Genomic DNA, 13,103 nt, shown 5'->3' with positions numbered 1-13,103 from the left:
GGTGGCGTGAGTACTTTGCGCATTTATGACACAGCCACCCGCAGCCAACGCGATTTCGAGCCTATTCGCCCCGGCCATGCTTCCATCTATCTGTGCGGCGCCACCCCGCAGGCCCAGCCGCACATCGGGCACTTGCGCTCAGGCGTCGCCTTCGACATCCTGCGCCGCTGGCTGCTCGCCCAAGGCTATGACGTAGCCCTGGTGCGCAACGTCACCGATATCGATGACAAGATCCTCACCAAGGCGGCCGAGAATAATCGCCCCTGGTGGGAATGGGTGTCCACCTACGAGCGCGAGTTCACCAAGGCCTATAACACCCTTGGTGTGCTTCCACCCTCTGTCGAGCCGCGTGCGACCGGCTTTGTCACCCAGATGGTCGACTATATGCAGCGGCTTATCGACGCCGGCTTTGCCTACCCCGCCGACGGCTCCGTCTACTTCGACGTCGCCGCCTGGACCAAGGCCGAAGGCTCCGATTACGGTTCGCTGTCTGGCAACAAGGTAGAGGAAATGGAGCAGGGCGAAGGCGAGGATTCCGCCAAGCGCGGCGCCCAGGACTTTGCCTTGTGGAAGGCCGCGAAGCCGGGCGAGCCCAGCTGGCCCACCCCGTGGGGCGACGGCCGCCCTGGCTGGCACCTGGAGTGCTCGGCCATGTCCACCTATTACCTGGGCTCTAATTTCGATATCCACTGCGGCGGCCTGGACCTGCAGTTCCCGCACCACGAGAACGAGATCGCGCAGTCGCATGCGGCCGGCGATAAGTTCGCCAACTACTGGATGCACAACCACTGGGTGACGATGTCGGGCGAGAAGATGTCGAAGTCCCTGGGCAACGTGCTGTCCATCCCGAATATGCTGGAGCTGGTGCGCCCGGTGGAGCTGCGCTACTACCTGGGCTCGGCACACTATCGCTCCGTGCTGGAGTACTCCGAGGCCGCGCTGACCGAGGCCGCCGCTGGCTACCGCCGCATCGAAGACTTCCTCGGCCACTTTGACGATCTGGAGCTTGGCGAGTGGACTCAGAGCTTTGAAGACGCGATGAATGATGACATCGCGGTGCCCAAGGCCCTGGCGGAAATCCACACCACCGTCCGCGCTGGCAATAAGGCGCTCGCGGCCGGCGATGAGGCCGAGGCGCGCACGCTGGCTGGCCAGGTCCGCGCGATGGCACACGTACTTGGCTTTGACCCGCTGGAGTGGGAAGATGGAGCGCAAGCTAGCGGGGCGGATGCCGCGCTGGATGCGCTGGTACAAGCTGAGCTGGAGCGGCGCACCCAGGCGCGCGCGGACAAGGACTTCGCTACTGCCGACGCCGTCCGAGACCGCCTCGCGGCCGCCGGCATCACCATCACCGATACCCCAGACGGCCCGACCTGGTCGCTGGCGCAGCGTTAAGCACTCCGAAAGGACATAAATTATGGCACGTACCCACGGCCGCGGTGGCGCGGGAATCCGCAAGACCAATAAGAAGGGCGCAACCAAGGGCTCCGGCGGCCAGCGCCGCAAGGGCTTGGCCGGCAAAGGCCCGACGCCCAAGGCAGAGGACCGCATCTACCACGCCAAGCACAAGGCCAAGCTGGAGCGCGACCGCCGCAACTCCGGCCGCCACCAGAAGGAGACCGCCGAGATGGTTGTGGGCCGCAACCCGGTCATCGAGTGCCTGCACGCCAAGGTGCCGGCCACCACGCTCTACATCGTGGCCGGTACCCGCAATGACAAGCGCTTGTCCGAGGCCGTGGCCATGTGCAATACCCGCAATATCCCCATCATCGAGGTGCAGCGCCACGAGATGGACCGCATGACCGGTAACGGCATGCACCAGGGCATCGGGCTGCAGATCCCGCCGTATAAGTACGCCGACGTCGACGAGCTCATCGCCCGAGCGGCCGAGAACGCACGCCCAGGCATGTTCGTCATCCTGGATAACATCACCGATCCGCGCAACCTCGGCGCGGTCATCCGCTCCGTGGCGGCCTTTGGCGGCGACGGCGTCATTATCCCCGAGCGCCGCTCCGCGTCCGTGACCGCGGTGGCGTGGCGTACCTCGGCCGGCACGGCGGCGCGCCTGCCGGTCGCCCGCGCGACGAATATCACCCGCACCGTGCAGCAATTCCAAAAGAGCGGCTACCAGGTCGTCGGCCTCGACGCCGGCGGCGAGCACACGCTGGACACCTATAACGGCGCGACGGATCCCGTGGTCATCGTCATCGGCTCCGAAGGCAAGGGTATCTCCCGCCTCGTACGCGAGAACTGCGACGTCATCATGTCCATTCCGATGACCGACTGGGTCGAGTCCCTCAATGCTTCCGTCGCGGCCGGTTCCGTGCTCTCCGAATTCGCACGTCAGCGCCGCGCGGCCCAGTAACCCCCAGCGAGGTTTCTAGCCGCTTTCCGCCCAGGGTGGCAGCCACTTAATGGTTCCATTCACCCTGGCCAGGCGGCCGCGCAGCGGCGGGGCGTTGGGGTCATCGTCGTTGACGCCGTTGTGATACGGACAGGCGATGGTGAGATTTTCGGGGTTGGTCTCGCCGCCGTGGCGCCACGCGGTGAGGTGGTGGACTTGGCATTCATCGGCGGGGTAGTTGCACTGCGGCCACGGGCAGGTGGGGTTTTCCGCGGCGGCCATGGTGCGCTGCTTCGGCGAGGCGAGCCGCTCGGTGCGGTACAGGTTCACCGGGCCTTTCACGGGGTGGATCAGAGTCACAAAGCCGTGCGCGGTAAAGGCGCGGCGCACTAGGTCCGCGCCGGTCATTCGGGCACCATTGGTCAGTTGCAGGGTGATGTCATCGCCTGCGGTGTCGACGACGCGGTCGAGTTCGTCCAGGCGCAGCACCACATTGGTGGTCACGGCCGGGCGGGAAGCGGCGGCGGTGCCTTGAAAAATCTTGCGCACCGAATCGAGTGGGGCGTCCTTATCGAGCGCGGCGTGCATATCCGCGATGTCCGCAGACTTGCCGGTAATCGTCATGGTCCACGGTCCATCGGCGCGGCGGTAGAGCTTGACTCCGGGTGTGCGTTGCGGCGGGCCCTTAATCTCGCGCACGCGTGTGCGCCCCTGCTTATCGACGTCCGATGCATCCCCCTTCATCCCACATAGCTCCCGCCGCAGTGCCCAGGCCTGGCGCTTATTTTTCAGCTTGGAGGCGTGGCGCTCGATGGCTAGCAACGCGGTGAGGCTGTGCCCGTTGGCGCGGGCCGCTGCGATGGATTCGCGTTGGAGCCGGCTAAAGGCGGTGGGGCCGAAGTAGGTATCGGCGAGGGTAAGGAGGCGGGCGGCGGTGGTGTCGGGGCAGCCGGCGTCGATAAGCGCGCGCTTAGTAAGGCCGTGGCAGTCGGCGATAATGTCCATGCCGGCCGCCAGGCCTGTCAAGAATTTCTGTAGCGCGTTCACGGCTCCACACGTTAAGTGCGGGTGCACGCCGGCGCGCGGTGCGCTGGGTGCGGGTGTGGATAACTAGGCCTCGGCGTCGTCGAGGCCGAAGAACTCGCGGACCTTATCCACAGCGCGGAAGGAATCCGTATTTGGTCCTATGCGTGGGTCGGTTTTCATGCTAGAGGGAATCACGTGGCCGAGGCCCTCCATGGTCCACAGCCCGACGGGGAAATCGCCGTCGTATGCGGTGGCGGTGACATCCGCGGTGGGGTGGTAGTCGCGGGGTGGCTGGCAGCCATTGGCCAGCGCGAAGTGTTCGGCGGTGGCCGGCGCGGAAAGCACGCGGCCGCGGGTGCGCTCGGCATCCAGCCCGGCGACCCCGCCCTCATACGGCGCATACGGGTCGGCGGTGCCGTGGAAAAACAGCAGCGGCGTGGGCCGGTAACCGTCCGGGTTGCTGGGCGCGTGGTTGTCGCCCTCGCCCAGGGTGGAGGCGAAGATGCAGGCGCTGGTGAGGCTAAAGGGGGCGTCGAAAAGCAGGCGGAGCACCATCTGCCCGCCGTTGGAGTAGCCGCAGGCAAAGGTGCGGTCGGTGCCGAATTCGCGCCGCATCTCCTCGACGAGGAAGGCGGCGAAGGCAACGTCGTCCACGTTCTCCGCGCGGGCGGTGACGGGCAGGATGCTGCGGCAATCGTTGAAATGGCGGTCGACGCCGTCGGGGTAGACGAGGATGGTGTTGGTGGCATCGGCAAGCTCGTCGAAGGTGCCGTTAGTAAAGCGGCGCATCACGTTGCCGGACTGCAGCGAGCCGTGGAAGAAGAGCAAGAGGTCCGGGCGCGGGCCGGGGTTATCCGGCGCGATGACGAGGAAGCGGCGGGTGCGGCCATCCACATCCGCGGTGCGGCGGTGTACGTGCATAGCCGCCCAGTCTAGTCGGCGTGGTGCTCTTCGGCGGTGCTGTGGCAGTCGGCGTGGAAGCGGTGAGCGGCGACCTCGTCGCGCACCGCCTTTTTATTGCGCTGCCAGCCAATGAGGCGGCACACCAGATAAATGACAAAAGAAATGGTGGTAACAAAAACCGAGACCGGAAGGCCGGGCGCGAGCGACAGTACAAAGCCGCCCACGGCCGAGACCTCGGCGAAAATGGTGGCCCACATGACCGCGCGCAGGGGCGAGGAGGTGATCTGCACGGCCGCCGCACCCGGGGTAATGAGCAGCGCCATGACGAGCAGCGAGCCGACGATTTGTACCGACTGTGCGGCCGCCAAGCCTACGAGTACGGCGAAGGCGACCGATATGAAGCGGGTGGGCACGCCGGCCGCTTGGGCCATGACCGGGTCGGCCGAGGCGAAGAGCATGGGCCGCCATAGGATGGCGACGGCGGCGAGGATTACTACGGTGGTTGCGGCCAAGAGCCATACCGAGGCGGAAGAGACGCCGACGATCTGGCCGGTCAGCAGCGTCATCGCGGTATTCGCGTTGCCGGGGTAGAGGTGCAAAAACAGCACCGAGAGGCCCAAGCCAAAGCTCATGACCACGCCGATGGCGCTGTCTTGCTGGCCCTTAAAGCCCAGTACGGCGAGGATGATGGCGGCCACGATGGCGCCGGCCACGGCGCCAAAGCCGAGGTTGAGGCCGAAGAGCAGCGCAGCCGAGGCACCCATGAGCGCAAGCTCGGAGGTGGCGTGGACGGAAAAGGACATCTGGCGCAGCACGATGAGCGAGGTCATCACGCCGGACAGGATGCCCAGCAGCGCGGAGGCGATGAGCGAAGACTGTACAAAATCCACGCTGAGCAGGTATTGGGTGTCTTCCATAAAGCTAGACAACGATGAGCCTCCCATCGACGTTTAAGACGTTGACCTTGGAACCGTAGAGCTCGGAAAGGACATCGGAGCGCATTACCTCATCCACCGTGCCGAAGGTATGGCCGCCAGGGGCGAGGTAGAGCACCTTATCGGTCACCCCGAGCACCGGGTTGATTCCGTGGGTGACAAACATGATGGAGGTGCCGCGCTCGCGGCGCAGCGCATCCAGCTTGTCCACGGTGGCCTGCTGGCGCGCCGGGTCGAGCGAGAGCAGTGGTTCATCGGCGAGGATGAGCTCGGGGTCGTTGGCCAGCGCTTGGGCTTGGCGGATGAGCTGCTGCTGGCCGCCGGAAAGCTGGCCGACGCGGCGGTCGCGCAGGCCGGTAGCACCGACTTCGGCCAGGAGCTCGTCGACGCGGTGGCGGGGCGGGCGGCGGCGTCGGAAAGCGCCGTGGGCGAGCGAGAGCGAGACTAAGTCGCGGGCGCGCAGGGGCAGGTCGGCCGGGAACATGCGTTGTTGCGGGATGAAGCCGACGCGGCAGTTAACGTCGACGCTGCCGGCGGTGAGCTTGCGGGTGCCCAAGATGGTGCCGAGCAGGGTGGATTTGCCCACGCCATTGGGGCCCAAAACGGCGATAAACTCGACGCGGTCAACGGCGAGGTTAAGGCTGGACCACAGCGGGGCAACCGCTGCGTCATGGAAGTGGATGAGCACTAGAGCTTCCCCAGGGAATCGGTGACCTCGTCATAGTAGGTCCAGAATTCTTTGCCATCCGGCGGGGTTTCGCCGATTTCGACGATAGAGACGTCCGCATCCTCCGCGGCGGACTTGATGCGGCCGGCGGTATCGGTTTCGGTCTGTGGGTTAAAGATGAGCAGGTCTACCTTGTCCTCTTTAATCGCCTTGGTGAAGGCGGCGAGGTCGGCCGCGGTGGGCTCGCCCTCAGAAATGGTGGCCTTGCGGTAGCCCTCTGGGGTGACGTCCTTGCCGGAGGTGTACTTCATGATGTAGTCCGCAATCGGCTCGGTCTGCGCGTAGGAGAGGTCGCCCGGCAGTTCCTTGAGCTTGTCGCGCAGGCGGTCGACGTGGGAGTCCACGCGCTCGGTGCTGGCGTTGGCATCGGTATTGAGCTCGTTGATCTGGTCAGCGATATTTCCTGCGACCTCGTCGAGCGCGGCCGGGTCGTACCAAATGTGCTCGTTGCCCTCGATATTGGTGACCTTTTCCGGGTCCTTCTTGGCGGTGGCCTTAGCAGCGTCGATGGTCATGACATTAGGATCATCGGCTAGCTTGCCGTGATCGGTCAGCGGCAGGGCGGAGACGATATTGTCCTGGTCGGAGACGGCCTGGTAAATCCAAGAATCATAGCCACCGCCGTTAACCACGAGCAGGTCCGCGTCCTCGGCCTTGGCGATATCGGCCGCGGAAGGCTCGAAGTGGTGCGGGTCAACGCCGTTGCCCTCGACGATGGGCTTGACCTCGATGTCCACGCCGGAGGCGGTATCGGCCACGGCCTGGGCGACGTCGGCCCAGATGGAGGTGGACGCGACGATGGAGATCTTCTTCTGGGCGCCCGGCTCGGCGGCCGAGTCCTCGGTGTCGGAGGAGCAGGCGGTGGCAGTCAGCAGGAGGCCACCGGCCGCGAGGAGGGCTGCGGATGCGCGAAGTGAGGTATGCATAGTTTCCAGTGTGCGTTTGATGGGAACCATTGTCAATTGAATATGTATTGAAAATACGGCCGCGGGGTATGCTTGCGGTCATGGTGAAACGCAGCCCCACCCGCAAAACGCTGGCCTCGCTGGCCGCCGAGCTGGGTGTTTCGCGCACGACGGTCTCTAATGCCTATAGCCGGCCGGATCAGCTTTCGGCCGCAACGCGCGAGCGCATCCTGGCGGCGGCGAAGGCGCGGGGATATCCCGGGCCGGACCCTACGGCCCGCAGCCTGCGCACTCGCCGCGCGGGCTCGGTGGGCGTGCTGCTGACCGAGCACCTGTCCTATGCCTTCGAGGACATGGCCTCGGTGGATTTCCTGGCTGGCATGGCAGAAGCCTCGGCCGGTGCGCAGACCACACTCACCCTCATCCCGGCCGGCCCAGAGGGTGAGGCGGAGGCGGCCAGCCTGGTGGGCTCGGCCGCGGTGGATGGCTTTGTGGTCTACTCCGTGGCGGCCGGGGATGCCTACCTAGAGGCGGCGCGCGGCCGCGGGCTGCCGGTGGTGGTCTGCGATCAGCCGACGGATTCGGGCCTGCCGTTCGTGGGCATCGATGACCGCGCGGCGATTGCCCCGGCCGCCCGCGCGCTGGTGGAGGCCGGACACCGCAAGATTGGTGTGCTGGCGATTCGCCTCAAGCGCGAGCGCCACGATGGCCCCATTTCGTGGGGTGAGCTACAGGACGCCGATATGCACGTGCAGCGCGCCCGGGTCATGGGGGCCATGGACGTCTTTGCGCAGGCGGGCATCGCGCCGGAGACCGTGCCCGTGGTTACCCAGCACATCAACGATGCGCAGACCACGCGGGCGGCCGCGCAGTTGCTTCTCGACGCCCACCCAGACCTCACTGCCGTCCTGTGCACCACCGACTCCATGGCGCTGGGCGTGATGACCTATGCACGCGAGCGGGGCATCGACGTCCCCGGCGAGCTGTCCGTTACCGGCTTCGACGGCATTGATGCGGCGCAGCGCCTTGGCTTGACGACGATCGTCCAACCCAATAAGGCCAAGGGCGCGGCCGCCGGCCACATGCTCGCCAAGCTCATCGCGGGCGCAGAGGATTCGGACGCGAGCGAAACTGCGGCGCTACGGCGCGTGCTGCCGACCAGCTTCGCTGCCGGAAGGACGGTGGCGCCGCCGCGTTAGCTGCCGCTTCGCTAGGCAGCGGCGTGTTAGGCAACGCCGCCGTTGTCGGGGCGGCCAACATGGTCCGCGCGGGCGGCGGCGAGTTCGGTGAGGAAGTGGGCGACGGCGTCGACGTCGGCAAGCTGCACTACGGCCGCGGTCTCGCCCTCGCCGACCTTGACGCCAACGTCTGGCGGCTGGTGCAGGGCGCGGAAACCGTCCTCATCGGTGACGTCATCGCCCAAGAAGACCACGGCGGTGGCTCCGGTGCGCTCGCGCAAGTTCTCAATCCACGTGCCCTTGGTGGCCTGGGTAGCGGAGAACTCCACCACGGACTTGCCGGCCGTGCGGGGGAAGCCGCCTGGATCGAGAGCGAGAGCGGCTTCATATGCTTGTGCGGCAGCTTCTGGATCGGAATCTTCGAGCGCGCGCAGGTGCAGAACGCGCTGGAAGGGCTTGACCTCGATGTCCGCGCCGGGGAAGCGCTCCATGATCGCGCGGATCTCAGCTTCCTTGGTGGCGAGGTGCTCGCGCATCGCGGGGGTCAGTTTCGTTTCCTCCCACGAGGACTCGGCGCCGTGGGAACCGCCGAAGAGAACGGGCTCGCGCAGCGGGCATACGCGCTTGAGACCTTCGAGGTGGCGGCCGGAGAGCACGGCCGCCGTGGTGTGTGGCAGGTGGGCCAGTTTATCCAGGGCACGCAGTGATTCCTGGTTCATTTCGACCTCATAGATGGACGTGGCGAAGGGGGAGAGCGTGCCGTCGAAATCCGAGACCACCGCGAGGTGTTCGGCGGCGGCAAGGGCCTTGATGGCAGTTGAAAGCGTCATGGCCTCCAGCCTACGCAATTAACCGCCTAGAGAAACCAACTTGATAGACGGCGAGTCCACCTCATCGGTAACCAGTTCCAAGACCAGCTGGTTATTGGAATTGACGGTGTAGTGGAAATCGTGGTCCGCGGAAATCAGGTTGCGCAGCAGGTTATCGGCCCACACGGACGCGCCGTGGCAATCCTCGGCGGTCTCGTCAAACTCCACCTCATCAAAGTGGAGACGGTTGCCTTCGCGGATGTTTTGGCGCTCATCATCGGCGGAATAGGTCACCTTGCCCACCATTTGGGCGCACCCGGTGGTGCCCACCATCGTGGATTCGCCAAAGCTCAACGTGGGCGCCTGCGGGATGGATTCCGGGATGGTGGAGGCGGCATCCGGGGTGGTGTTGATGGAGACTACCTGCCACTGCTTATCCAAGATCTGCTCATCGCCAGGGGCTTTGGGCTCCTCGTCGCCGGAACCACAGCCGGCCAGAAGTGCGGCGGCGCAGGTCGCGGCAATGGGCGCTGCGGCCAGGCGGGGAAAGCGAGACATCATGCGCCCGCTTCCTGTTTTTCGGCTTGGCGCAGGCAGCCCAGGAAGGACTGGGACCATAGCTGCACGTCGTGCTCGGTGACCTGCTGGTGCATGGTGAGCATGCGCTGGGTCATGGTGGAGGGGGCGTCGTCAAGCGCCTTGAGTGCATTGAGCAAGGCGGCCTTGACGGACTCGATATCGAAGGGATTGCACAGGTAGGCCTGGCTGAGCTCATCGGCCGCGCCGGCGAACTCGGAGAGCACCAGCGCGCCCGAGCCATCGTCGTGGCAGGCCACGTATTCCTTGGCCACCAGGTTCATGCCGTCCTTGAAGGGGGTGACCAGCATGACATCGGCCATGCGGTAGTAGCAGCGCAGGAGGCTCTTGGCCACGCCGCGGTGCTGGTAGTGCACCACCGGGTGACCCACGCGGGCAAAGCGGCCGTTAATGCGGCCGACTGCTTCTTCCACCTTGGAGCGGGTGGCCTTGTAATGGTCGAGGCGCTCGCGCGACGGCGTGGCGAGCTGCACCAGCGTCACCTCCTCCGGGTCGAGCGCGCCGGTGTCCAGCAGTTCCTCGAAGGCGGTCAGCCGCTGCAGGATGCCCTTGGTGTAATCGAGGCGATCCACGCCCAAAATAATGCGCTGGGGCGAGCCTAACTCTTCGCGCAGCTTGGCGACGTCCCCCTTCTCCTCCCCAGTGAACGCGGCAAAGTCTTTCGCGGCGATGGAAATGGGGAAGGCGCCCACGCCGATGGTGCGCCCCTGCGGCAGGCGAATATGCGCGGTGACCTCGCGGGTGCTGGCCTCGCCTTCCACGTTGAGCCCCTGGCGGCGGGCAAGCTCCAAGAAGTTGCGGGCATTGGCCTCCAAGTGGAAGCCAATGAGATCCGCGCCAAGTAGCCCGCGCACGAGCTCCTCGCGCCAGGGCAGCTGGCGGAAGAGATCGGCAGAAGGGAAGGGGATGTGCAGGAAGAATCCGATGGTGAGATCCGGGCGCTTCTGGCGCAGGATGCCGGGCAAAAGCTGCAGCTGGTAGTCCTGTACCCACACGGTGGCGCCCTCGGCGGCGACTTCGGCTACTTCATCTGCGAAACGCAGGTTGACCTCGCGATAGGCGTGCCACCAATCGCGGTCATAGGTAGGGGTGACGATGAGATCGTGGTAGAGCGGCCACAGGGTGGCATTAGAAAAACCCTCATAAAAGCCCTCGAAATCGGACTCGGTGAGCTTGACCGGGTGCAGCAGCACGCCGGCATCGGTGCGGAAGGGCTCTGGTGCGGCATCGGCCACACCGGGCCAGCCCACCCAGCATCCCTGGTAGGACTCGAGGACTGGAGACAATGCGGTGACCAGACCGCCCGGCGAGGGCGTCCAGGTATGGCTGCCATCAGGCCGGGTCTCCAGATCTACCGGCAGGCGGTTGGCCACCACCACGAAGTCATTGCCACGCTCACTCATGGTGCAAGAATAACTTAAGACTTCTTAGTGGACTTTTTCGTTGCCTTCTTGGAGGCCTTCTTCGTCGCCTTTTTGGTGGCCTTCTTTGTAGCCTTCTTGGTCGACTTCTTCGTCGATTTCTTGGTGGACTTCTTAGTCGACTTCTTCGTGGACTTTTTGCTGGATTTCTTGGTCGACTTCTTGGGAGCGGCATCGGCTTGCTCCGCCAGCACCTTCTTGTGCACCAGGCCCTTTGGCTCCACGCCCAGCATGGACATCAGGGTCACGCCGTCGAGGAAGTCCTGCGCATAGGTGGCCACGATGCGGCGGGCTGCGCGGGAGGTCTCCTCCTCAAGGGCGTGATTCTGGTCAGCCTGTGGGTGGGTGTCTTGGACCTTGGGTGGCACGACGTGTCCTCCTGAACGTTGTGGAAACTACTTAAGCGCTTGCAAGAAAAGCTATCAGAGCAAATATTGTACGCTACCGGCGGCGTTTAGGGCCGCTCGGGTCCGGATTCGGTGCCCGGTTGCTCCGGTTTCTGGGCACGAAAGGTTTCGGTGCCGGGCACGGTATAGGTGGTCTTCTCGCGCTGCTGCGGCTGCGCCGGCCACTGGGAATCTTCCGGCCACAGGTCCGCGGCCGAGCGGGTATGCGGCGCATGGTTTTGGGCCTCGTGGCGCGGGTGCTGCTGCGGCGGCTTCGGCCCGAGCTTGGGTGGTAACTCCGGGCGATTGACGCGCGGGGCAAACGGGGACATCGGCACGCGCGGGATGCGCGGGGCCTTGCGGGCCAAGTGCGTGGCCTTATGGAAGGAGAAGCGGCCGATGCGCTTGAAGGTGGTGTACGGGCGGAAGTACTGCGGGCGGCGCAGGCGGCGAGCCACACGCTCGCCCAGTACTACGCCGGCGGCCAGGGCGCCGGAGATGGCCAGCGCCATCGCCATATTGGTAAAGCCGGTAATCATCTGCTCATTGAGAGAGGCGTACATGCCGCGGTAGAGCATGAGGCCGGGCAGCATCGGCGTATAACCCACGATCATGGTGATAAGCGGCGGAATTCCCCAGCGGCGCGACATCAAACCGCCGGCGAGGCCAACGACCACCGCGGAAAGACCAGAGGCAATCACCGGGCCGACGCCGAAGGGCACCACCACGAAGTAATAGAAAATCATGCCGGCTGCGGCCGTAAGGCCAGACATGGTGATCTCAATCCAGGCTGCGCCGCAGGCCAGCGCAAAGGCAGCAGAACCCGTGCCGCCGAGCAGCACTAGCAGTGGAATTTCGTGGTAGACCGGTGGGGCCAGCGTGGCCAGCGGCGGCAGGTTAAAGCCCAGCGAATCGGCCAGCTGGATGCCCACACCGACGCCGGCGATGATGGCGCCGGTAGATAGCAGCGCCTCAAAGAAGCGGGCGGAGGAGGTAACGGGGGCGCGCGTGATGCCGTCGACAAGCGATTGCACCAACGTCAGCCCCGCCACCAGCACGATGATGCCGGAGGCAATGATCTGCGTGGGCGAGAAATTAATGCCGAAGGAGGCTGCGACGTTGTACAAAATGGCGGCCGGGAAGACGGCGAAAAAGCCGCCGACCGCATTCTGATAAAAGGGCGGCAGGCGGTAATTGGCCAACCAGGCGTTCAAGCCCATGATGAACGCGGAGACCACAAACGCCACCACGCCGACGAGCAGGTCGCCGCCAAGCATCATGGAAATCAGGCCACCCATCGCGCCCCAGCCGAGCATCACCGTGGACGGCTTATAGGGCGCTGGCATGCGGTCGATCTCGTCTAGGCGCTGCTCCGCCATGGCCGGCGGCATCTGGCCGGAGTGGATGGAGCGAATGAGCTTATCGACGGCCGCGAGCTTGGAAAAATCCACGCCAATGCTCGGCACCACGCGGAAGACGTGCAGGTTCTTGCGCTGCTCGCCGGTGCCGATGGTGGTGTGGATGGTGATGGTATTCATCAAGATATCCACGTGGCAGTAGTGCAAGCCATACGACGACGCTGCCAGGTGCACCTGGGCGCGGGCATCCGAGTTGGCGGTGCCGGCGCCGATGAGGATTTCACCAATGCGGGCGGCGATCTCCATGACGCCGGTGACCTGGGCGGCGTCATGGAGATTGACCGGGGCGAGTGGGGATGGCGGCGGTGCGGCTTTAGCCGCGTCGATGATGGCTACCTGGCCCGAGGAAGCGCGCAGGCGCTCCCGCATAGCGGACAAAAATGACACGGAAATAACCCTCGAAAAGCGCTGGGAATGTGGGATTGATTCTGCCTGAACTTTAGCCCCTGCACCC

Annotated in this window: 13 protein-coding genes; 3 read left to right on the top strand and 10 right to left on the bottom strand. The window is 64.9% G+C overall.

What is annotated here, in order from left to right; all coding sequences use genetic code 11:
• Window positions 1-6: 6 nt before the first annotated feature.
• The gene (gene cysS / locus MHY08_RS06795) at window positions 7-1,395 is read left to right on the top strand and encodes a cysteine--tRNA ligase (protein ID WP_239236030.1); all 1,389 of its coding nucleotides are present in this window, start codon (window positions 7-9) and stop codon (window positions 1,393-1,395) included.
• 22 nt (window positions 1,396-1,417) lie between these two features.
• On the top strand, window positions 1,418-2,365 hold the full coding sequence (gene rlmB, locus MHY08_RS06790; RefSeq protein ID WP_005325725.1) for a 23S rRNA (guanosine(2251)-2'-O)-methyltransferase RlmB: 948 nt from the start codon (window positions 1,418-1,420) through the stop codon (window positions 2,363-2,365).
• 15 nt (window positions 2,366-2,380) lie between these two features.
• Here rlmB and MHY08_RS06785 read toward each other — a convergent pair whose 3' ends face one another.
• The 5 genes from MHY08_RS06785 to MHY08_RS06765 form a co-directional block, all read right to left on the bottom strand.
• On the bottom strand, window positions 2,381-3,391 hold the full coding sequence (locus MHY08_RS06785; RefSeq protein ID WP_239236029.1) for an HNH endonuclease signature motif containing protein: 1,011 nt from the start codon (window positions 3,389-3,391) through the stop codon (window positions 2,381-2,383).
• 63 nt (window positions 3,392-3,454) lie between these two features.
• A complete protein-coding gene (locus MHY08_RS06780) occupies window positions 3,455-4,291 on the bottom strand; it encodes a PHB depolymerase family esterase (protein ID WP_239236028.1) in 837 nt (278 codons plus the stop codon).
• 11 nt (window positions 4,292-4,302) lie between these two features.
• Window positions 4,303-5,217 (bottom strand): metal ABC transporter permease, encoded by a 915-nt coding sequence (locus tag MHY08_RS06775; protein ID WP_204610989.1) that lies wholly within the window; start codon window positions 5,215-5,217, stop codon window positions 4,303-4,305.
• Window positions 5,195-5,896 carry a metal ABC transporter ATP-binding protein gene (locus tag MHY08_RS06770; RefSeq protein WP_239236027.1) on the bottom strand — a complete coding sequence of 234 codons (702 nt, stop codon included), beginning with the start codon at window positions 5,894-5,896 and terminating at the stop codon, window positions 5,195-5,197. Before MHY08_RS06770 ends, MHY08_RS06775 begins: the two co-directional genes overlap by 23 nt.
• Window positions 5,896-6,891 (bottom strand): metal ABC transporter solute-binding protein, Zn/Mn family, encoded by a 996-nt coding sequence (locus MHY08_RS06765; protein ID WP_005325735.1) that lies wholly within the window; start codon window positions 6,889-6,891, stop codon window positions 5,896-5,898. Before MHY08_RS06765 ends, MHY08_RS06770 begins: the two co-directional genes overlap by 1 nt.
• 50 nt (window positions 6,892-6,941) lie before the next feature.
• Between MHY08_RS06765 and MHY08_RS06760 the strand changes: the two genes are divergently transcribed.
• Window positions 6,942-8,039: a LacI family DNA-binding transcriptional regulator gene (locus MHY08_RS06760; protein WP_239236025.1), complete on the top strand. Its 1,098-nt coding sequence runs from the start codon at window positions 6,942-6,944 to the stop codon at window positions 8,037-8,039.
• 26 nt (window positions 8,040-8,065) lie between these two features.
• On the opposite strand, the gene otsB is transcribed toward MHY08_RS06760, so the two are convergent.
• The 5 genes from otsB to MHY08_RS06735 all read right to left on the bottom strand — a co-directional run bounded on the left by otsB (window position 8,066) and on the right by MHY08_RS06735 (window position 13,036).
• The gene (otsB, locus tag MHY08_RS06755) at window positions 8,066-8,848 is read right to left on the bottom strand and encodes a trehalose-phosphatase (protein ID WP_239236024.1); all 783 of its coding nucleotides are present in this window, start codon (window positions 8,846-8,848) and stop codon (window positions 8,066-8,068) included.
• A gap of 18 nt (window positions 8,849-8,866) precedes the next feature.
• Window positions 8,867-9,388 (bottom strand): META domain-containing protein, encoded by a 522-nt coding sequence (locus MHY08_RS06750; RefSeq protein ID WP_239236023.1) that lies wholly within the window; start codon window positions 9,386-9,388, stop codon window positions 8,867-8,869.
• Window positions 9,385-10,827, bottom strand: a complete 1,443-nt coding sequence (locus tag MHY08_RS06745; protein WP_239236021.1) for a trehalose-6-phosphate synthase — start codon at window positions 10,825-10,827, stop codon at window positions 9,385-9,387. Before MHY08_RS06745 ends, MHY08_RS06750 begins: the two co-directional genes overlap by 4 nt.
• 14 nt (window positions 10,828-10,841) lie before the next feature.
• Window positions 10,842-11,213, bottom strand: coding sequence for a hypothetical protein (locus MHY08_RS06740; protein ID WP_005325749.1), 372 nt, complete (start codon window positions 11,211-11,213; stop codon window positions 10,842-10,844).
• An 86-nt stretch (window positions 11,214-11,299) separates the two neighbouring features.
• Complete coding sequence (locus MHY08_RS06735) at window positions 11,300-13,036, bottom strand: threonine/serine exporter ThrE family protein (RefSeq protein WP_239236019.1); 1,737 nt, start codon at window positions 13,034-13,036, stop codon at window positions 11,300-11,302.
• Window positions 13,037-13,103 lie beyond the last annotated feature (67 nt).

It is taken from the genome of Corynebacterium sp. ACRPJ (assembly GCF_022347345.1).
GTDB lineage: Bacteria > Actinomycetota > Actinomycetes > Mycobacteriales > Mycobacteriaceae > Corynebacterium > Corynebacterium tuberculostearicum_D.
This window is presented reverse-complemented; position numbering and strand designations above follow the sequence as displayed.